Origin of the sequence: Methanoregula sp. PtaB.Bin085 (genome assembly GCF_002067035.1) — an archaeon.
Lineage (GTDB): Archaea > Halobacteriota > Methanomicrobia > Methanomicrobiales > Methanospirillaceae > Methanoregula.
This window is the reverse complement of sequence record NZ_MVQB01000027.1, coordinates 63286-81586: the sequence shown is the minus strand read 5'-3', so window position 1 is coordinate 81586 and position 18301 is coordinate 63286. Positions and strand designations below refer to the sequence as shown.

General features: G+C 59.5%; 22 protein-coding genes. 6 read left to right on the top strand and 16 right to left on the bottom strand.

Going from position 1 to position 18301, the window contains the following annotated elements; translation table 11 throughout:
* The first annotated feature begins 48 nt into the window (after positions 1-48).
* The 4 genes from A4E33_RS05550 to A4E33_RS05535 all read left to right on the top strand — a co-directional run bounded on the left by A4E33_RS05550 (position 49) and on the right by A4E33_RS05535 (position 3764).
* On the top strand, positions 49-561 hold the full coding sequence (locus A4E33_RS05550) for an ArsR family transcriptional regulator (RefSeq protein WP_292346695.1): 513 nt from the start codon (positions 49-51) through the stop codon (positions 559-561).
* Positions 545-1354, top strand: a complete 810-nt coding sequence (locus A4E33_RS05545; protein ID WP_292346694.1) for a winged helix-turn-helix transcriptional regulator — start codon at positions 545-547, stop codon at positions 1352-1354. The genes A4E33_RS05550 and A4E33_RS05545 overlap by 17 nt, the downstream gene beginning before the upstream one ends.
* Entirely contained in the window at positions 1351-3447 is a 2097-nt protein-coding gene (locus A4E33_RS05540; protein ID WP_292346693.1) for a DEAD/DEAH box helicase, read from the top strand. The genes A4E33_RS05545 and A4E33_RS05540 overlap by 4 nt, the downstream gene beginning before the upstream one ends.
* A gap of 113 nt (positions 3448-3560) precedes the next feature.
* Positions 3561-3764 carry a hypothetical protein gene (locus A4E33_RS05535; RefSeq protein WP_292346692.1) on the top strand — a complete coding sequence of 68 codons (204 nt, stop codon included), beginning with the start codon at positions 3561-3563 and terminating at the stop codon, positions 3762-3764.
* Between the two features lie 385 nt (positions 3765-4149).
* Here A4E33_RS05535 and A4E33_RS05530 read toward each other — a convergent pair whose 3' ends face one another.
* From A4E33_RS05530 to A4E33_RS05485, 10 genes are all read right to left on the bottom strand, one after another.
* Complete coding sequence (locus A4E33_RS05530; RefSeq protein ID WP_292346691.1) at positions 4150-4989, bottom strand: hypothetical protein; 840 nt, start codon at positions 4987-4989, stop codon at positions 4150-4152.
* On the bottom strand, positions 4986-5831 hold the full coding sequence (locus tag A4E33_RS05525; RefSeq protein ID WP_292346690.1) for a polymer-forming cytoskeletal protein: 846 nt from the start codon (positions 5829-5831) through the stop codon (positions 4986-4988). Before A4E33_RS05525 ends, A4E33_RS05530 begins: the two co-directional genes overlap by 4 nt.
* A gap of 13 nt (positions 5832-5844) precedes the next feature.
* Entirely contained in the window at positions 5845-7080 is a 1236-nt protein-coding gene (locus A4E33_RS05520; protein WP_292346689.1) for a 2,3-bisphosphoglycerate-independent phosphoglycerate mutase, read from the bottom strand.
* A 70-nt stretch (positions 7081-7150) separates the two neighbouring features.
* Positions 7151-7579 (bottom strand): putative toxin-antitoxin system toxin component, PIN family, encoded by a 429-nt coding sequence (locus tag A4E33_RS05515; RefSeq protein WP_292346688.1) that lies wholly within the window; start codon positions 7577-7579, stop codon positions 7151-7153.
* On the bottom strand, positions 7566-7841 hold the full coding sequence (locus tag A4E33_RS05510) for a hypothetical protein (protein WP_292346687.1): 276 nt from the start codon (positions 7839-7841) through the stop codon (positions 7566-7568). Before A4E33_RS05510 ends, A4E33_RS05515 begins: the two co-directional genes overlap by 14 nt.
* Positions 7842-8242: 401 nt before the next feature.
* A complete protein-coding gene (locus tag A4E33_RS05505) occupies positions 8243-8848 on the bottom strand; it encodes a 30S ribosomal protein S3ae (RefSeq protein WP_292346686.1) in 606 nt (201 codons plus the stop codon).
* A 12-nt stretch (positions 8849-8860) separates the two neighbouring features.
* The gene (locus tag A4E33_RS05500; protein WP_292346685.1) at positions 8861-9097 is read right to left on the bottom strand and encodes a KEOPS complex subunit Pcc1; all 237 of its coding nucleotides are present in this window, start codon (positions 9095-9097) and stop codon (positions 8861-8863) included.
* Positions 9094-10323: a DHH family phosphoesterase gene (locus tag A4E33_RS05495; protein WP_292346684.1), complete on the bottom strand. Its 1230-nt coding sequence runs from the start codon at positions 10321-10323 to the stop codon at positions 9094-9096. Before A4E33_RS05495 ends, A4E33_RS05500 begins: the two co-directional genes overlap by 4 nt.
* Positions 10324-10349: 26 nt before the next feature.
* A complete protein-coding gene (locus A4E33_RS05490) occupies positions 10350-10808 on the bottom strand; it encodes a 30S ribosomal protein S15 (protein ID WP_292346683.1) in 459 nt (152 codons plus the stop codon).
* Between the two features lie 224 nt (positions 10809-11032).
* Positions 11033-11461, bottom strand: a complete 429-nt coding sequence (locus A4E33_RS05485) for a hypothetical protein (RefSeq protein WP_292346682.1) — start codon at positions 11459-11461, stop codon at positions 11033-11035.
* Between the two features lie 175 nt (positions 11462-11636).
* On the opposite strand from A4E33_RS05485, the gene tsaA reads away from it, so the two are divergent.
* Entirely contained in the window at positions 11637-12062 is a 426-nt protein-coding gene (gene tsaA, locus A4E33_RS05480; RefSeq protein ID WP_292346681.1) for a tRNA (N6-threonylcarbamoyladenosine(37)-N6)-methyltransferase TrmO, read from the top strand.
* A 131-nt stretch (positions 12063-12193) separates the two neighbouring features.
* Here the strand turns inward: tsaA and A4E33_RS05475 are convergent, their stop codons facing one another.
* The 3 genes from A4E33_RS05475 to A4E33_RS05465 form a co-directional block, all read right to left on the bottom strand.
* A complete protein-coding gene (locus A4E33_RS05475) occupies positions 12194-13600 on the bottom strand; it encodes an MATE family efflux transporter (protein WP_292346680.1) in 1407 nt (468 codons plus the stop codon).
* Complete coding sequence (locus tag A4E33_RS05470) at positions 13587-14060, bottom strand: MarR family winged helix-turn-helix transcriptional regulator (protein ID WP_292346679.1); 474 nt, start codon at positions 14058-14060, stop codon at positions 13587-13589. Before A4E33_RS05470 ends, A4E33_RS05475 begins: the two co-directional genes overlap by 14 nt.
* Positions 14061-14188: 128 nt before the next feature.
* Positions 14189-15151 (bottom strand): BatD family protein, encoded by a 963-nt coding sequence (locus A4E33_RS05465; protein WP_292346678.1) that lies wholly within the window; start codon positions 15149-15151, stop codon positions 14189-14191.
* Between the two features lie 179 nt (positions 15152-15330).
* Here A4E33_RS05465 and A4E33_RS05460 point away from each other — a divergent pair, with 179 nt between their 5' ends.
* Positions 15331-16068, top strand: a complete 738-nt coding sequence (locus A4E33_RS05460) for a hypothetical protein (protein WP_292346677.1) — start codon at positions 15331-15333, stop codon at positions 16066-16068.
* A gap of 268 nt (positions 16069-16336) precedes the next feature.
* On the opposite strand, the gene A4E33_RS05455 is transcribed toward A4E33_RS05460, so the two are convergent.
* The 3 genes from A4E33_RS05455 to A4E33_RS05445 all read right to left on the bottom strand — a co-directional run bounded on the left by A4E33_RS05455 (position 16337) and on the right by A4E33_RS05445 (position 18163).
* On the bottom strand, positions 16337-17020 hold the full coding sequence (locus A4E33_RS05455) for a class I SAM-dependent methyltransferase (RefSeq protein WP_292346676.1): 684 nt from the start codon (positions 17018-17020) through the stop codon (positions 16337-16339).
* Positions 17021-17139: 119 nt separating this feature from the next.
* Positions 17140-17535, bottom strand: coding sequence for a Zn-ribbon domain-containing protein (locus tag A4E33_RS05450; RefSeq protein WP_292346675.1), 396 nt, complete (start codon positions 17533-17535; stop codon positions 17140-17142).
* A gap of 4 nt (positions 17536-17539) precedes the next feature.
* Entirely contained in the window at positions 17540-18163 is a 624-nt protein-coding gene (locus A4E33_RS05445) for an Era-like GTP-binding protein (RefSeq protein ID WP_292346960.1), read from the bottom strand.
* Positions 18164-18301: the final 138 nt, after the last annotated feature.

The following is an 18301-nucleotide window of genomic DNA, read 5'->3' as shown; positions in this document are numbered from 1 at the left end:
GCAAAATTTTATTGATGCGGGGGACGATATAAGTATAGGGTTTTTACCGTGCCGGGCCATATTCGAATCGTAAACGATCCCGTGGAGCTTGTTCCTCTTCTGATGACGTTCAACGACCCCGTTTTCAAAAAGGTCTACGAACTGCTGAACAAGTCATGGATGACCGAAGAGGAGATCCGCTCGCAGATCGGCGATGACAGCGTTCCGCTCTGCCTCCAGATTTTAAAGAAGGGCAACCTCGTGGAGGAGCAGTGGCGGATGCCCAAGCCCGGGAAGAAGCCCGAGAAGGAGTTCCGGGCAACCTACAACAAGTTCCGGGCCAACTTCCAGTGCAACCTCTCCGACCTCTCCGACATCCTCTACATCGCGCTCTCCAACGATGAGAACCTCCGCGATGTGGTGGAGCAGATCGAGCGGGAACTCTCAAAAGGCAACAGCTCCATCAACGACCTCTCCCGGAAGTTCAGTGTCAGCCCGATCTTTGTCAAGGGGCTCGCAAAAAGGATCACCCACATGGACGTGAAGGGGCAGGGACTGGTGCTGCTTGACACCGGGCGCTAAGGATCCCCTGTATTCGATTTTACGCAGCAAGCGCGAGGTCTCGAGACTGCAGATCCTTGTCGAGATCGCAGAGCACCAGCCGGCAGTCCGGCAGCAGGAGATTGCCGAGAAACTGGGCGTCACTCCCCAGGCGATCTCCGAGTATATCCGCGAACTCGTGGAAGAAGGGATGGTCTCTGCGTCCGGCCGGGGCAACTATGAGGTGACGAAGGCCGGGATCGAGTGGGTGCTGGCGAACGCCGAGTCGCTAGAATCCTACGCACGGCACATCAGGCGCGACATCATCCAGCAGGTCTCGGTCTGGACTGCAATCGCTGCCGAGGACCTGAGGGCGGGTGACGAGGTCGGTGTCTTTATGAAAGCCGGCTTTTTGTACGCGGGCAAATCACCGCAGCAGGCAACCGGTTCGGTCGTGGCGGATGCGAAAAAGGACCAGGACGTGGGTGTCTCCCACCTGAACGGGATCATCGAGCATCACGAAGGGAAGGTTCATGTCTGCAAGGTGCCCCGGATCCAGCACGGCGGGTCCCGCAGGGTGAGGAAGGAGGAACTGAAGAAGATCGCCGGCAGTGCCGGGTTGGTTGCCGCCGTGGGACTCGAAGCATGGATCGCCCTGAAGGCCGCGGGACGGGACCCGGACATGTTCTTTGGCGCCCGGGAGGGCGTGATCGAGGCGGCCTTCCACGGGATCGACTGCGTTATCGTGATCGTGGACGAAGAGTTCACGGATTTCCTCAAGCGTCTTGAGAGCGTGAACCTCGCGTACGTGATCCATGACCTGATCGCGCCATGATGATCCTTGTCCAGCCCCAGAAAGGCGGTACCTACAGGCTGCTTTTTTTCGATGGCCGGCATACGCGGGGGGCTGCGTACGTGGAGCTGACCGAAACCCCCCGGGGTCCCCGGCCGACCCGCTACCGCGTGAAGTGGGGTCAGAAGAAGGATTACCACCATACGCCTTCCAGGGACCTTATCGCCCAGCTCCGCGAGGCCGATGTGCGGATGGTGAAGCCGGATGATGAGTTCGAATCATTCCTGTCTGCCTTCCAGGTCCGCACCAGGCCCGTGGATGCCTGCCGGATGTGCCTGCTGGACGAGCGGTACACTCCGCTCAATGACACCAATACGGTAACGTTCGGGAAGGGCGAGCGGATCTGCCTCGACTGCGGGCGGCGGGAGCTGCGCCGCGAGGTCTCCCACATCGGCCGGCTCGGGCAGGACGGGATCCGGCACCTCGAGGACCTGCTCCTGAAGTTCCGGAACCTGGACCGGGTTCTCGCCACCCTCCAGCCGGAGAAGGTGACGATGGCCTCGGCCCTCTTCGACAAGCTCGAGGCCCACCCGGTGATGAAGACGGCGTTGGTGGACGAGCTCCCCCTGCCCCGGCAGTTCGTGGATGCAGCGGGTGTGAAACAGCTGATGCCGGCCCAGCAGCTTGCGGTTGATGCCGGGCTCCTGCACGGGAAAGACCTGCTGGTGGTTGCTGCAACCGCGAGCGGCAAGACGTTCATCGGCGAGATGGCAGGGATGAAGAACTACCTCGAGGGCCGGGGACGGACGCTCTTTTTAGTCCCGCTCGTGGCCCTTGCGAACCAGAAATACGAGCGGTTCACGGAACGGTACGGGAAGTTTGCGAAGACCGGCCTGCTTACGGGAGTCAGCCGGCTGAACCTGCCCGAGACCCGGAAGGTCGGCGACCGGAACCCGAATGCCCCGATCATCGTGGGGACCTACGAGGGCGTGGACAACATGATCCGGTGCGGGCAGAAGATGACCGGCGTTGCCACGGTCGTTATCGACGAGGTCCAGATGCTGGAGGATCGCGACCGCGGCCACCGCCTCGATGGTATGATCGCCCGGCTCAAGTATCTCTGCCCGCAGGCCCAGTTCCTGTATCTCTCGGCAACCATCGGGTCGCCGAAGGTGCTTGCAAAGAAGCTGAACTGCACGCTCGTCCAGTACGCAGACCGGCCGGTCGGGCTCGAGCGCTATCTCCTCTTTGTCGAGCGCAAGCAGAAGATCCCGGCGATTAAACAGTTCACGACCGAAGAGTACAAGCGGACCTCATCGAAGGGGTACCGCGGCCAGACCATCATCTTCACCAACGCCCGCTCCCGTACGCACACGATTGCCGAGGCGCTGGGCCAGCGTGCAGCCGCGTACCACGCGGGGCTCACCTCTGTCGAGCGCCGGGACGTAGAAACCCGGTTTGCTCAGGGGAAGCTGATGGCCGTTGTCACGACCGCGGCCCTCGGGGCTGGCGTAGATTTCCCGGCATCGCAGGTCATCTTCGATGCGCTTGCTATGGGCCGGGACTGGCTCACCGTGCAGGAGTTCAACCAGATGGGCGGGCGTGCCGGCCGGCCGGACTTCCACGACCTCGGCCGGGTCGTGATCCTGGCCGAGCCCGGCGGGAGCTACTCCCGCGAGAACCCGGGGACCGAGGAGGAGATCGCGATCCGGCTCCTCAAAGGCGATATGGAGGAAGTTGCCCCCGAGCATGATTTCGAGAAGAGCTCGGAGGAGTACGTGGCGAACGCGGTCTGCTGCAATGGCGAGGAGGCGGATCTCAACCGGATTAATGAGCTGATGGTCGGCAGCATGGAACCGGTGCTTCCCGAGCTCGTTGCCCACCGTCTTGTGGAGAAGAAGGGAACCCGGCTCATCATGACCCCGCTCGCCCGGGTGATGGCCGAGCACTTCATCGGCATGGAGCGGCTGCTGGAGGTGGTCCGGCTGACAAAGGTGATGAACGATCCGCTCGAGATCATTGCCGAACTGGAAAGCGAGGACGTGCACAGGGAGAAAAAACCGGAACCCTCCGTTCGTGAGGACCGGAAGAAAAACACGACCGGCCCGCGCCGGTACGGGCGGAAGCGGCGGTGAGCGGGGAAAATCGGTATTGCAGCTTGATTATATTGTAATTTTGAAATCCGAGTAAAATTATTCGTTTTTCCGCAAGCAGAATGTTTATATTACGAAAAAATCAATAAGTGGTCATGGAATCAGATGAGGTCCGGGAGCTCCAGGTAAAAAAGGATCTTGCCAACCTTGCCCGTACCCTGACACCCGATAACCTCAACCCCGCGATCATGTTCACCAAGGCACGGGGTATCCGGTCGTGCACCCCGGCCATCACGACCGCAGCCGAGAACGGTTCGGTCTCCGAGCGGCTGAAGCGGGTGCAGATGCCGGCGGAATAATCGTATTCCCGTGTTCAGGTTTTTTTCTCATTTTACTGATGGGACTGATGCCCCATACTCCCGGATCATGACGAACGGTCGCCGGATTCGAAGAACACGAGGCGTTCATCTCCCGTCTTTTCCCCGAGGGATCCAGCGCCCGGAAGAGGGAGAGTGGTGACCTGACGGACAGGGCGGTGTGAAGAGAAACCCAAAGGATTTTAACTCGCCCCGCGTCGGCTTCAGGGAGCGTACTTCGCGAACAGGGAATCGCCCCGCCGTACCCCGTGAGGCGCCCCGTGGCGGGGAGCCATCGTGATTATCAAAAGTCACGCGATTTTCATCGTTCCGGTCTGGAATCGACAGGGTTTCATACCCGTTTTTTTCAGAACCGGAATCTCCGTATTTATCTCTTCTTCGCGCTGCACACCCACCGGTCGTAGATGGGATCGGCCGGGTTCTCGGTGATCTCCACGGTCCGCTCCATCTCCTCTCCCCACTGCGCGATGAGCCGGGCTTCCGGTTCGGTGCCAACCGTGATGAGGGTGGTCTCTGTTATCGCGAAGAGCTGGCTTGTGATCTGCTCCCACATCTCCTTTGAGAAGTCGTTGATCTCCCCCATCATGATCCCGATGCCCCGCGGGACGGGCTCGACATACCGGGCAGCAACCAGGGCGTCAAGGAGCATGGTCTCCGATGGGAGCAGGCGGCCGGCTGCAAGCCCGCGGGAGAGGAGAGAAGCATCGTTGTCAAAGGATATCGGGACGTACCCGAGCTCCCGGAGCACCTGCGAGCCCACGCCCGAACCGCAGCAGGCGTCAATGCACATCCCGTGGTATCCCCTGCCCCAGTGCGTTTCGATGAGGTTTTTCAGGATCCCGTACCGGACCGGGTTGAGATCCTCAAGAGCAGGCGGGACATCTCTCATGAGAAGGGTGCTGTAATACTCCCTGATCGCGGCCGTAAAGACCGGACGATCCTCCTGCAGGATCTCGCCATTCATGTTCTCGAACTGCTCGATCAGCTCCACGGTCGGGTTCCGGAACAAAAACGATCCGGCCACCCATCCGCCGGTGCCGTGGAACGCGAGAGCGATCGGTTCGCCATCCCCGTCCACGAGGAGCCGCCCCTCGTCGCCGCCGGCAGTGGCAAGGACGCTGTTGAAGATTGTATCCGTCTGCGCTGCAAACTCCGGTTCCACGAACCGGATATCTCCCTCAATACCAAGGATTTCCTGTACGTTCATGCCCCACGCTCGATCCGCATGCCGTGCGGTGCGGTGATGGTGCCGTCCACCTTTGCGTCTTCGTGAAGGACGATCGACCGTGCAACAACGTCGCCGAGGATATGGGCACCCTTCTTCACATAGACCGTGCTCGCGCTCTCCACGTTCCCGTGGATGGTGACGCCGTCGGTGACGCTGATCCGGTTCTTTGCCCGGAGGCTTCCGAAGATGACCGTGTCCTGCTGGACGTCGATGGAACCGGCCCGGATATTCCCGTGGAGCCGGCACTTCCTCCCGATCTTCATGGTCGAAGGTACTGCGAAGAGTTTCATGTTCAGTTTCGACTTTGCCGGGATCATAAGCGGGATCTTCGATGAGTCCTCGCCGCCCTCCACAAGCCCGTCGAGAATCCGGTCGAGTTCCTTCTCGTTCTGGATGTGGAGGAGGGTCATGAGGTAGATGATGATGAACATGAAGACCGGCATCGGGTTCCGGATCGCGATGTTGCCCTTGGCCGTGAATCCTTCCTTTATCTCGACCTTCTCGCCAATGTCGAGTTCCCCGCTCACTTCGAGTTTTCCATTGATCGTAACACCTTCGCCGATATACGCATCCTCCTTTGCAATGACGTCGTTGCCGATCACGCACCAGTTCCCGATCCGGGCGTCGCCGTTTGCCCAGACATACTCGCGGATCTTCGAGGATTCGCCCACGTACACGTCGGCCCCGCGGAGGCCGTAATCGATCTGGCAGAACTCGCCGACAACGATGTCCCGGTCGGTCTTGATACTGTGCTCCTGCAGTTCCGTCCCGTCCGGGAGGAGGCAGTGGTTATGCCAGTTCTTTGCAGCCCGTTCCTTCATGCATCCCCCCGCATCAGGCACCGAACTTATGTGCCCTGTTGATCAGGTCGAGCGCAATCGGCATCAGGTCGCAGCCGTGAATCCGGCAGAGGCCGCCTTTTGCGCAGGAGTACTCGTCGAACCGGACCACGTCATCCGTCCGCACGCCCTCGCCCCGGATGATGACCGGCACGGGATCGGCGGAATGGTCCTTGATACAGCAGGGGGTGGAGTGGTCGGCGCAGATAACAATGATCGTGCCCTTCAGCGCCAGGAGCGGTTCGAATTCTTCGTCGATCTTCTCGATGAAGGCCTTCTTCTGCAGGGGAAGCCCGTCGTGCCCGGATTCATCGGCTCCCTTGATATTGACAAGGACAAAGTCCTTGCTTCTGAGTTCCGCAAGAGCTGCCCGGATCTTTCCTTTGATGTTGCTGTTCTGCGAACCGGTGATTCCTTCGACCGGGATATGTTCGAGGCCAACCGCCGTGCCGATACCGGTGATGAGGCTTGCTGCCGAGATGACGCTGCCTTTGAGGCCGTACTTCTTCTCAAAGGGTGGCAGGTCACCCATCTCGCCGGCGCCCCGCATCAGGACGATGTTGGCGGGGTTCAGCCCCTTGTTCACCCGCTCGACATTGACGGGATGCCTGAAGAGTATCTCGGAAGACTGCTTCACGAACTCGTTGCAGATATCGGCGGTCTTCTGGTCCGCCTGCGTCTGGCGCAGTTCTTTCACCTTCAGCGGGGGGACGCCCTCCTTCTTGGGATCGTTGGAGGTAACGCAGTGTCCGAGCCCCTTACCCTTCAGGGCGAGGGCGGCCCGGTGGCCTGCCCCGGACCGGAAATCGAACTCGACCCTGAAGCCCGAGAGATCGACCTCCTTCCGGATTGCTTCTGAGAGGGCCTGCGTGTCGTGGATCCGGCCTGCCCGCCGGTCCGTGATGAGTCCCTGCGGGGAAAGGGTGGCGAAGTTGCACCGGAACCCGATCATCCCCGGTTCCATGTGGATGCCCGAGCCCTCGCACTCGAGCGGCCCCCGTCCGGTATAGTATGTGTGGGGATCGTAGCCGAGCAGGGAGAGGTGGGCAGTGTCGGATCCGGGACGGATACCGGGGGAGATGGTGTCCATGATGCCGCAGACGCCCTCCGCCGCAAGCTTGTCGAGGACCGGTTTCTTTGCCGCGGCAAGCGGGGTGAGTCCCCGGAGCTCGGGGCAGGGACGGTCGGAAACTCCGTCAATGACAAGAAAAAGGATTTTGTTCGCGGTCATTCGTATGGAATGGTTGGCCGGGCGGGATTATATGGTTTCCCGGTATTACGGGAAGGATACTGGTACTCCTTCACGAGCCGCTGGAAGACCAGTATTGTTTCAGGTATTCAGCCGGTGTAGTGACAACGGCACCGGATTTCTGGAAATGCCGGACATTACCCGTTATGATTGGCGTCCCGGTATGAAGCGAAACCTCGATGAACGGGAGATCATCGGGATCCGGCACCGGACATGAGAGAGGCCGGGGCATGACGAACAAGCCCTCCCTGCGGATGAACGCGAGAAGATCCTGCACCGCATCCGCGGGAAATCCGAATTTCTTTCTCCCGAGCACATCAGAATATTCTTCGAAGATCCGGATGTCCAGGACCGTGACAACGCTGCCGTTGATAACGAGGTTGAGGATGGCCGCAGGAGGGCCATGGGGGGAGAGGAGGCCCGATACCAGCACATTGGTATCGAGAACGATTTGCGATGTGCCCGTATTACCGCCCCGCACGAACCTTCCGGATCTCTGCGTCTATTTCCCGTTGCGGCAGGGTATCCAGTCCTTTCTCGCGGGAGTGTAACCGGATCTTTTCAAGAGCTGTTGCGGCCTTTGCTCTGCGGACGGTTGCCAGCGTCTCTTCGAGATCGTCGCCAATGGCGACAACGATCGCCCGTGGCTTTCCGTTGACCGTGATTACCGCCTCGTCCCCCTCCCGCACTTCCCAGAGGCGGGCGGGATTGGAGCGGATCTCGCGGCTCGTGATGAATTTCATCAGGTGTCTCCTCAGATGTCCTGCATTATGTCATGCAGTTTGTGGGCATAATGGTTGCGTTGAGCGCAATCAGGAAGCCGGAGTCTCATCCGGTTATCGTGTTCCGGAAAATAATTTCAATCACCCCCTCACCCCCCGCCCGGAATTTTTCAATCGGGATCCGATCGATCGGCCGGACCGCTCACGCCGGAGAATGAAAAAAGTTGTAAAGTACGCCCTTAGTGAGTCAAGTATGTACCCGGCAATCAGGAGAGTACTTTACAACGGATTTTCGCGATAAAAAAATTTCCAGCCACGATCCGGAAATGAGGCTCGAAAATAATAGAACATTACAAAAAGAGAGGATGTCGAAGATTTGCTGCGCAAATCTTCTCCTTGTTCGGGTCTGATCACCCTCAGGATTATGTCGTGTCGACCGGCGCTGCGATCGGCTCGACCTTGGACTTGATGATCTCGACCCGGCGGGTCGGGTAGATGGTCTTGACTGCCTTGAAGAGATCGCGGGAGATCTCGCCCGATACGATCCCGTTGAGGAGCGCCGTCAGGTCCCATGCCTGGCCCTGTGCGGCAACGGCCTGCAGGATCGCGTTGCGGATCGCGTGCTCCTGCGAGAGGTTGGCACGGGCGAACGTATACGTGCAGATGGTCAGCCGGACCTTCTTGCCGTCCTTGGTCGTGACCGGGACAACGGTGTCGATGCGGGAGCTCCGGCGCTTCACCAGCGAGCGGAGATAGTCGCGGGTCACCTCGTGGCCGACGAAATCGGTGTATGCCGCATCGCCGGTCACGGTTGCGATCCTGAAACTCATCTTCATGTGCTGCTTGGCGTAATCGTTCACGATCTCGCCGAGTGTCGCGGTCATGATCCGGCCGACGGCGCTCTCGGCATCGTTTGCAATGGTGTCGCCGATGTATACCTTTCCGAGCGTGTCGGGGGTGTGGACCTTGAACCAGCTCTTGGCTTTCCAGCCTTCAACTCTTCTTCCTACCTGTTTCTTCTTTGCCATACTATCGCCTTCTTAGGGTTTCTTCTGTGTCCTGCGGACGGAACATGCGTCCTCCGCAATGGTAAGGTTCATCAGATAATCGTCCACGGACGCGATCACCGACCGGAGCTGTGTCCCGGTGATCGTGGTTATGACCCGGTCGCCATCCGCCATTGTCTTCATGCTCCTGAGGTTGTCCGGCGCAAGCGCCTGTGCAACGCACGGGGCATTCCCGTGCATGGTCGTGATGGTTCCGCTGATCTGCATCATGCAGCGATCGCCTCCTGCCAGCCTTTTGCAAACATGCCAACCTTGTCGCAGGGGATGGTTGCGCCGGCCCGGAGCAGGTGCCCGCCTCCGCGCCCGCCGCAGGATCCCGCAAGGGCGCGGACGATCGGCCCGAGGTCTGCGGTCATGCCCGGCGGGCAGCGAACCGAGATCCTGCAGGAATCCCCGCTCTTTGCATAGACCAGCACGGGCTGTGCGTGGGGGATATCGCGGGCAAGGATATCGGCGACATCGCTTGCGAGCGTCGCGCTTTCTATCTCGTAGATTCCCGTGGAATCCCCGACCGGTTTTGCGGTCCTGACTGCACCGATGACGTTGCTGCGGTGCTGGCGTGCAATCTCCCAGGCCCGGTCAACGTACGCTGACGAGCGCAGGCAGAGCGTTGCCGCGATGTCGCCTGAACCGGTTTTGCCGCAGGCATCGATTACAGCAGTGAGAGCGTGGGCGTCCTCGATTACTTCGCGCTGGAGGTGGTACGTGTCGCCCCAGACCGCAAGCAGGCTTGCGGCACTGGTCTTCGGTGCCGCTTCGAGCACCACCTGGGACAGGAGCGTCTCCAGCCCGTGGCCGTTCCCCGGTTGTGCCGGGTCGCGGGACATCCCGAGGATCGCTTCGATGCGCTCTTCAGCGCCGCTGATGCCGTCGAGGTACGGGTTGGTTGCCATGTACCAGCGTTCGGTCATGTCCCTGCCGGGCAGGGTGATCCCCCGGCCCGGTTCAATGATCCCGTTCGCGATCCCCTCGTTGAAGATCTCGAGGTTCTTGCCTGTCATCTGCTGGCCGTCGCCGATGATGCCGGGGATGACGAGACCGGCAAGGTCCCGGTTGTCTCCCATCTTCAGCGCAACATAATACGCGGTACCGGCTGCGGACAGTTCGCGGTCGCCGTCGATCCCGCAGAGCCGCGGGTTGACGTGGAACTCCCCGGTAAAGAGCGGGAGGTGGTGGTCGACCACCATCACATCCCGGGGAAGGTCTTCCATGCCCGCCCCGAGATCGCAGAGCAGGCATGCCGCATCGTCCGGCAGGCCGGATACGGCAATCTCCTGCCGAACCCGGAGCCGGAAGCGGATGCCCGCACGGAGCATCGCGTGGCAGAGGATCGAGGCCGCGGCTATGCCGTCTGCATCGTGGTGTGCGAACACCTCGACGAACTCCTGCCTCCGGATCTTGTCTGCAACGATCCCCGCTGCGGTCTCAAGCGACATGGTTGTGTGGACGATAGAGCGGACCCTTACCTGGACAGCAGGATCTCGGTGTTCTCCGGCTTGTAGACCCAGCCGGCGGGCAGTCTCTTTGTTCCCGTGTAGTACCGGACGAGCCTCCGCACCTTGCTCTCGATGAGCTGGAGCTGGCGCTTGTTGTGCAGGTCCTTCTTGTTGTCGGCAAGGTGTTTCCTGAGTGTCAGTGCCTTTGCCATCAGGTCGCGGAGATCCTCGGGGATCTCGGATGCGGCCTTGTTCTCTCTCAGGATGTCCCCGATCCGTTTGCCGGTGGCAAGTTTCACGTCAGGGACGCCGTAGCGGTCCCGGAGTACCAGTCCGATCTTCGCGCTCGATGCGCCTTCCTTCCTCAGATCCAGGATGATCTTTTCGATCGCCTTCGCGTCCGTTGTGGACCATGCGGGGGCCTGTTTCCGGTAGGGGCGGACTGAGCATGACTTGCCCCTTCTGCGGGCATGCATTCGTGCCATTGTGTAGCCTCCTTGTTACAGACAAATACGTAAGTCCAGAAAAGCCGAGGTGTGTCTCTGACTCTCTGTAATCCCAAAGCCGTCTTTGAGGCAGTGCGGTAACGCACGTCGGACTTACATCTGTCAGCACCGTTAAAAGTGCTGTCTATTGAATCGACGGCGGGGATATTAAGGATATCGATACTCCGGCAGGGAGCGGCACACCGGTCTGACAGAATCAGATATCATGTTCTCGACTCGTCAGAATCCTGTGGCTGTATCAGTGAGAGTGTTCCGTGTACGATGAAGAGGAGCATCGCGAGACAGAAGAGACCGGTCATCAGCTGCGGGTAATCGGTGTCGTGGGGATTTCTCAGGAGCGTCCCGATGGAATCGAGACAGAGAAAGCCATAGAACGCAAAGACGGAAATGACGCTCTGTCGCCGGTATTTTGGGTAGTGCGCCATGGAATATATGATGATGATTGCACCCGCTGTCTTGGCAGACAGGTACATCCCGGCCGGCAGGCCGTCCAGTTTTACCCCGAAGAACCAGTCCTCCCAGTCAATGCAGAAGACAAAGAACCAGATGAACGCGGACATGACAAGGAGGAGGATGAGCACAACAAAGAGGAGGGTCTCGGCCGTTTCCAGAATGCGCTTTGTGTTCATCATGTACACTCTTTCACGAAGATCTGCCCGTGTTCTCTATCCGGTACAGGAAACTTACCGGTCAAGATATTTATCACGGCCGGGTCGCAGCACCGCCACGCTGCCTGCCCGCCGGGTCCCGACTCATGAATCACTCCCGCCACCGCTAAATAACTCCTCCGCCAATCTCTCATCACTGATGACCCCCTCACCCATCGAGCTCCATCCCGTAGGAGTTGTCCGCTCTCCCTATAAAACGCGGAAAGACGCCCCCCGGCAGGGCAGGCTCTCCGATACGGTCTCCGAGATCGTAATTGACGACCAGTACGCCCCCGCCCTCTGGCAGATCGAGGGGAGGAAACACCTCTGGATCCTCTGCTGGTTTGACCGGGCGGACCGGACCATCCTCCGGGCGGTCCCGCCCGGGACAAAGGAGGAAAAGGGGGTGTTTGCCATCCGCTCGCCCGACCGCCCGAACCCGGTTGCGATCTGCATGGTTGACCTGCTGGAAGTGAGGGATGGAGTCCTGACGGTGCGGGGGCTGGACGCCCTCGACGGGACACCGGTCATCGACATCAAGGTATTCTCCCCTGAGATCGATTGCGTTCAGAACAGCGGGCGGTGATGAAGGAACAGGGAACCGCTCGAAACCCCCTCCCGCACTGCCCGGTGAGAACCTGCCGGATGCAAAGAGAAGGTATGCGGGGATAACCGGCCGCGGCTCCTCCGGGGAAACGGTCCGTGAATACGGGAGAGTTATCCGTTGGCAATCAGCCGCGAGATATAGTACCGGGCCCAGAGGAATGCCACAAGGCCCCCGAGGATATCGCCGGCAACGATCCCCCACCAGACCCCGTGCTCTCCATATCCCAGCACGATACCGAACAGGTAGGCGAAGACGGCAATGAAGAGCAGGTTCCGCAGGACGGTGATGACCAGCGAGGTCATCCCCCTGCCCGTTGCCTGGAAGATCGATCCCGACATGACGCCGGGGGGGATGAACGGGTAGAAGAAACACATGACGGCAAGGAATGCTGCTATCTCCGGCCCGAGATGGGCGCTCTCCGGCGAATAGGTAAAGATGACGGCGATCTGCCGGGCGAAGATGTAGGTGATGGCGCTGACCACGATGGCGATGGCGATGCCGAGGGTAATCGAGAAGGTATGGACGGTGAGGATCTTTTCGAACTTCCGTGCACCGTAGGCAGCGCCGGCCACCGAGATGACCGCGGTGGCGATGGCGATCATGGGGATGATGGCAAAGAAGACAACCCGCCACCCGGCAGTATAGACGGCAACGGCATCCGTGCCTGCGGTTGCAACCAGCAGGCCGTTGATGAAGATAGCGAGGATCGACATGAGGAAGAACTCGACGCTGGCGGGCAGACCGACGCCGAGGATATCCCGGACGGTCTTCCGGTCGTACGAGAATGCAGCCGGCGCGATCGTCACGTACGTGTCCTTTTTTCCAAAGAACCAGTAGATGAGCACGGCAGAGACCATCAGGAGCGAGACGATCATGCCCCATGCGGCCCCGGCAATGCCAAGGCCTGCAGAATAGATGAGGAGCGGGTCGAGGACCATGTTCAGGCACGACGAGGCGCCCATGACGTACATCGCCCGTTTCGCATCGCCCTCGGCCCGGAGGATGGCGTAGGCGATGTTGGTGAAGAGGATGAGGACCATCCCCAGGAAGACCACCTGCCCGTACTCGGTGGCGAGGCCGGCGGTCGCCCCTGCACCGAAAAGGGCGACGATCGGGCCGGTGAGGAGGATCAGGGGGATGGTGAAGACTGCCGATACGACAACAACGAGGAGGAGCGCGTGGACGGCAGCATTGTCGGCACCCGCCTTGTCCCCCGCGCCGATCCGGCGGGAGATAACCGATCCCACGCCAGCCCCGAGGCCGTTGGAGATGCCGATGAGGATCATGAAGAGCGGGGTGACGAACCCGACGGCTGCAAGGGCGTCGGGGCCCAGGCCGGCAACCCAGATGGCGTTGACGATGTTGTAGGTCGACATCAGGAACATCGCCACAATCATCGGCCCCGAGAGCCGGAGGATCGCTGTCTTCGGGTCGCCCATCAGGAGTGAGACGCCGTCGGTTGCATTGTTGCCGGGCCGGGGTGCGGATCCGGACCCGGGAGGGTTATCTGAGCTCATTGCCACAATCTCCGTTTTTTGCGATAATCGCCATGCTGTTCTCCGCAGCCCGGCACATCAGGCTGTGGAGCGCTGCACGTTCGTCACGGCTGAGGCCGTCGCGGACCAGCTCCTCCCACTCGCGGTTGATGGCCCGGAGGAGCGGGATTGCACGCTCCCCTTTCTTTGTGAGGAAGAGCCGGACTGCCCGCCGGTTGGCCGGGTCAGTGATCCGCCGTATATATCCCCCGTCCTCAAGCTTCTTCACCGCCCGTGCAATTGTCCCTTTGTCAAGGCGGTAGTGACGGACGAGCCTGTCCTGCATGATATTCTCTTCATAGGAAAGGAGCATGAGGACCGGGAACTGACCTGCCGAGAGTCCCATGGGCCGGAGCCGGTTGTTGAGGAAGACAGACTTGCTGCGGCTGACAAGGGAGACGACCGCTCCGAAGGGGATATCGTCCGGCAGATGTGGATCCATGTGAACCGGTATGTTGGGTGGGGAATGTGCATAAATGTTGTCAATGCAACAATTCTCCTGCTGTGCGAAAGGCCGGGTGGCCGGGATCCTGTCAGACAGATACGAACGGAAAAAGGGGGAAGGGAGGCTCAGATGACTGTCAGCGTGACAGTCCCGGAACTGAGTTTCTGGTAGTTCCCGGTTGCATCCGCAAAGGTGATCTGGGCTGCACCGAGCGTGTACGAGCCGGTCTTGTCGGCAGTGATATCGTAACTGACAGTATATTTCCCGCCGCTCTCGATGGGTTTGTCCACTTTACCGGTTATCGCCTGGCCGCTCAGGCCTGACGGGAGTGCCGCATCCCGGATCTCCACATCGGTAAGGCCCCCGGGCAGGTTGTTGGTAATCGTCAGGGTCACGGTTGACTTCTTCCCGACGATGATCCGCACCGGGGCGGCTTCCTTGATCACCTGGACGACATCGGCACCCTTGCCCTCCAGCCGGATCGGGTTGATCACGATGGATGCGGCCTTGTAGAACTCGATGTCCTTCGGGTCGGTATACTGGGCCGCAACCTCATCCCCGATGTTCTCGACCGCGATATCGTTGGGGGCGCCCTTGTTGACGATGTCGGATACATTGAACCTGTACACGTATGCACTGCCCTCGACAATGTGGTCGACGAGTTTCGGGTTATCGTACCCGACAAAGTCCGGCGAGAAGAACAGGTACCACGCCGACATGTTCTGGCTCCAGTAGGAGCGTGACCGGGGTGTGGGATCGTCGGCATAGGTGAAGTTCAGGTTCTTGTTGACGAGCCGTTCCGCGGTGATGTTCTTCCCGTTGACTTTTATCCGCATGAACGACCGGCCGCCACTGAGGCTCTTGGCATCCGCCCGGGCAGTCATGGTGAGGTAGACTTCCGAGGTTGCCGGGGAATCAATGATGGTCTTGACCTCCTCCCCGTACGGTACGGTGATCGTTGCCGGTGAAGGGGTCGGCGTGGCATAGACAGCTTTCTGGTTCTGGTTTTGTGCTTCGGTGCACCCTGCAGTCAATGCTGCAAGAATGAGCATGGCCGCGATCGCGGCAGTGAGGAGTTCGCGTTTCATGATATTACCTGTGGCGCAAAATTCTGAAGTTGAAAATATATAGGCTTGGTTATTTTGTTCCGATGGATTTTTACTCTCTTAATAATGCAATACTATATCATCTGCCGGTTCAATGACGTTTCATCCATGCTCGCGCCCCGCACCCTTTTAGCCTTAGAAAGAAAATGTGACTACTACTGATGGACAAGATCCCTCTTGAAACGGAAGGCGAGGAGTCCGAGATCCGGTTCCGTGACAGCTTCTCCGTCCGCTACATCCAGTCCGCGGCCCTGCTCTGCCGGCTTGCGTACGCGGTCGAGCAGGAATACCAGAAGGCCAAAACGGTGACGGAGGATGCCCGGCTCCGGCACGAGGCGTTCGTCCTCAACGCCGTCCTTTCCTCGGTCTCGTTCCTTGAGTCCACCGTGAACGAGCTTCACGCCGATGCAACGGACGAGGAGTTCGCTGCTGCTGACGAGAAGCACGGCACACTGCTGCGAACGATCGGGAGGCAGTGGCACAACCCGAAGAATTTCGACCGGGCGCCGATGCTCACCAAGTACCAGACCATTCTCGCCATTGCCGGCCAGCCCGGTTTCGAGGAGGGCGACCAGGCGTTCGTGAACGTCCGCGAGCTCATCGAGATCAGAAACCATCTCCTCCACTATACCCGCGAATGGGTGGTGATCCACCACCGGCGGTCACCGGGCCGGGAACCGGAGAGCACGTCGGATCATTTCGAACGGATGCTTGCACGGAAGTTCGCCATCAACCCGCTTGCGGCAGAAAACGTGCCGTTCTTTCCGGACAAGTGCCTCGGCCACGGGTGTGCGGAATGGGCCATCCTGAACTGCGTTATCTTCGTTGACGAGTTCTACCGCCGCCTCGGGCTGCCGGTGCCGTACGAGGGGATCCGGGACGAGCTTTTGACGCGGTAATGATAATGACGGGGTTGAGACCCCCATACCCCCATTTATGATTCCTGCCGCCGCCCCGAAGGACGCCCAGCGGCGGCCTCAACTACCTTTTCCGGGAAACCGAATTGTCCCGTTGTGTCCCGAGTGGGACCCTGAGGCGGGGAATCAGTATCCTGCCTTACACAATGTCCTTGATCCGGTAATGCGGAGGAATCCTAAGTGCCCCCGCGCCCAACGGGGTCAGGGCTGGCGCAAGGGGGGCTGCGGTTCATCAATAACCGCGATTCATTCACTTCCTGCACCAGAAAACACCCTGCATCCCCGAAATCCAGAGGATCTCGGCAACGGCAAACCCCGCATCCTGGAAATTCTGCAGGTGCTCTGTCACCGTAATGGGAAAATATTCCTGATCGAACCGTGCAAGGTGATTGCGGACATCAGTCTCGCTCCGCCCGGCACTGCGCTGGAACGCTCCCCACGATGCCAGCGATCGTGCAATCCCCTCCTCCGAGAACGGCCGCACATTCTCCGAGGTGATGAAGAAACCCCCGTTGTTCAGGAGGGAATAACAGGCCCGCACCGCCTCTTTACGCCCGTCCCGTGTCAGGTAGTGGTGGCACTGGATTGCAGTAATCACATCGAACCGGAGGTCCGTGAGTGGAGGAAGATCACCGGTTCCGCACCGGCCAAGAACGGAATACCGGCACCCCCTGAGGGTTTCAGCGGCAACCCCGAGCATTGCCTCCGCTGGATCGGCGATCCAGAACTCTGTTCCAGGGAACATATCCTGTGCCCTCCGCACAAATGAGCCAGTACCGCACCCGGTATCGAGCCAGGTTTCCGGTTCCGGGCACTGGATCTTCACGAAGTTCAGGATTTCACGCCGGATATCATCGTAATGGGGAATCGTCAGCCTGATCTGGTGGTCGTACTGCTCTGCGTTATGTGACGATGTGTTGTCTGCTTTCTGCATACCTGTAGCAGAAATTCACCGGCAAACCAGACAATCCTTTCCCGCGATATTGCAAGAGAAATCCCGTAATACTCCGGTTCGGAAAAAAACCGGGAAGGTGAGGCTTGAAAAACGAGGACTTACCGCTTCTTTTTCTTCTTCGGCTCGTCCTTGGTCATCGACATCAGGTCGATGATGTAGGATCCTTCCTTGCCGACGCTGACGATCCGCTCGTCGCTCTCGGCCATTTTCTCGAGGTTCAGCTCGTAGGAGCCCGGTGCCACGATCCGGATGGTCTCCACCCGGTCGTACATCTCGATCTCCTTCTTCCCCTTCTTCGGTTCGACGACCTCGAGGATCTCTTCCTTTGACTCCTCCGCGATCTCGCTCAAGGGCTTCTCGTCGAGCACATCCTCGTGGATCTGCTCCTCCTTGACGTACAGGAACTTCTTGTTGCCGCAACTCCCGCAGCCTTTCAGGATCTCGGTCGATCCGTCCTTATACTCGCGCCCGCATTTCGTGCACTTGTGGGGCATGGACTCACCCGAAGTACTCGAGCATGGTCTCGTAGAGGTCTTCTACGTTTCGGCCCTCGAGCCCCGAGATCGCGACCACCGGGTGCTGGGGGAATGCGCTCCGGATCCTGCCCGGCGCGGCGTCGGGGAGATCGATCTTGTTGGCAACGATGATCACCGGCAGGTTGCGGGCCTCGATGATCCCGATCATCATGATGTTGACCTGCATGAAGGGATCGAGGCTTGAGTCCAGCATGTAGATGACACCGTTGATGTCCTCCCGGAGCCAGTGCATTGCCTCAGCAACGCCCTCGGTCGCTTCCCGGGCCCGGATGATCGCCTCGTCCTTCTCCATCCCGAACTCGAGGAACTCGTGGTAATCGATCTTGGTCGTGACCCCCGGCGTGTCCACGATGTCCATGGTCACCGTGTTGCCGTTTGCCCCGGTGATGACGATATCTTCCTTCTTTCGTGCCCTGCGGGTCTCGTGCGGGATCTCGCTGACCGGGCCGAGCGCATCCCCGGTCCAGTCGCGGGCGATACGGTTTGCGAGGGTGGTTTTTCCCGCATTCGGCGGGCCGTAAATACCGATACGGGTCCGTTTCTTCTTAAAAAACCGGGCAAGGAAGCTGGAAAATCTCTTCTTCATGTTGCCCACGGTGTGATACAACCTCTTCAAACTCCACCTCATCGGCTGCAGCTGTAGCGGGATACACGGCAGCCACTGTAATGCTTAGTTATGTATAGAGTATGCAGTTTATTATGTTTCTTATAACGGACGTCATCC

Bases quoted from the DNA above. Each gene is read 5' to 3' on its own strand.
- A4E33_RS05470 (WP_292346679.1), bottom strand. From the start codon at position 14,060: ATGGATCCACATCTGCCGGACGATATCCCCTTCGGAGCGGTCGTCTCC.
- A4E33_RS05485 (WP_292346682.1), bottom strand. From the start codon at position 11,461: ATGATGAACACAAAGCGCATTCTGGAAACGGCCGAGACCCTCCTCTTT.
- A4E33_RS05505 (WP_292346686.1), bottom strand. From the start codon at position 8,848: ATGGCAAAGAAGAAACAGGTAGGAAGAAGAGTTGAAGGCTGGAAAGCC.
- A4E33_RS05530 (WP_292346691.1), bottom strand. From the start codon at position 4,989: ATGAACGTACAGGAAATCCTTGGTATTGAGGGAGATATCCGGTTCGTG.
- A4E33_RS05455 (WP_292346676.1), bottom strand. From the start codon at position 17,020: ATGCAGAAAGCAGACAACACATCGTCACATAACGCAGAGCAGTACGAC.
- A4E33_RS05500 (WP_292346685.1), bottom strand. From the start codon at position 9,097: ATGATGCAGATCAGCGGAACCATCACGACCATGCACGGGAATGCCCCG.
- A4E33_RS05465 (WP_292346678.1), bottom strand. From the start codon at position 15,151: ATGAAACGCGAACTCCTCACTGCCGCGATCGCGGCCATGCTCATTCTT.
- tsaA (WP_292346681.1), top strand. From the start codon at position 11,637: ATGACCCCCTCACCCATCGAGCTCCATCCCGTAGGAGTTGTCCGCTCT.
- A4E33_RS05535 (WP_292346692.1), top strand. From the start codon at position 3,561: ATGGAATCAGATGAGGTCCGGGAGCTCCAGGTAAAAAAGGATCTTGCC.
- A4E33_RS05445 (WP_292346960.1), bottom strand. From the start codon at position 18,163: ATGAAGAAGAGATTTTCCAGCTTCCTTGCCCGGTTTTTTAAGAAGAAA.
- A4E33_RS05510 (WP_292346687.1), bottom strand. From the start codon at position 7,841: ATGAAATTCATCACGAGCCGCGAGATCCGCTCCAATCCCGCCCGCCTC.
- A4E33_RS05490 (WP_292346683.1), bottom strand. From the start codon at position 10,808: ATGGCACGAATGCATGCCCGCAGAAGGGGCAAGTCATGCTCAGTCCGC.
- A4E33_RS05475 (WP_292346680.1), bottom strand. From the start codon at position 13,600: ATGAGCTCAGATAACCCTCCCGGGTCCGGATCCGCACCCCGGCCCGGC.
- A4E33_RS05520 (WP_292346689.1), bottom strand. From the start codon at position 7,080: ATGACCGCGAACAAAATCCTTTTTCTTGTCATTGACGGAGTTTCCGAC.
- A4E33_RS05540 (WP_292346693.1), top strand. From the start codon at position 1,351: ATGATGATCCTTGTCCAGCCCCAGAAAGGCGGTACCTACAGGCTGCTT.
- A4E33_RS05460 (WP_292346677.1), top strand. From the start codon at position 15,331: ATGGACAAGATCCCTCTTGAAACGGAAGGCGAGGAGTCCGAGATCCGG.
- A4E33_RS05525 (WP_292346690.1), bottom strand. From the start codon at position 5,831: ATGAAGGAACGGGCTGCAAAGAACTGGCATAACCACTGCCTCCTCCCG.
- A4E33_RS05495 (WP_292346684.1), bottom strand. From the start codon at position 10,323: ATGTCGCTTGAGACCGCAGCGGGGATCGTTGCAGACAAGATCCGGAGG.
- A4E33_RS05450 (WP_292346675.1), bottom strand. From the start codon at position 17,535: ATGCCCCACAAGTGCACGAAATGCGGGCGCGAGTATAAGGACGGATCG.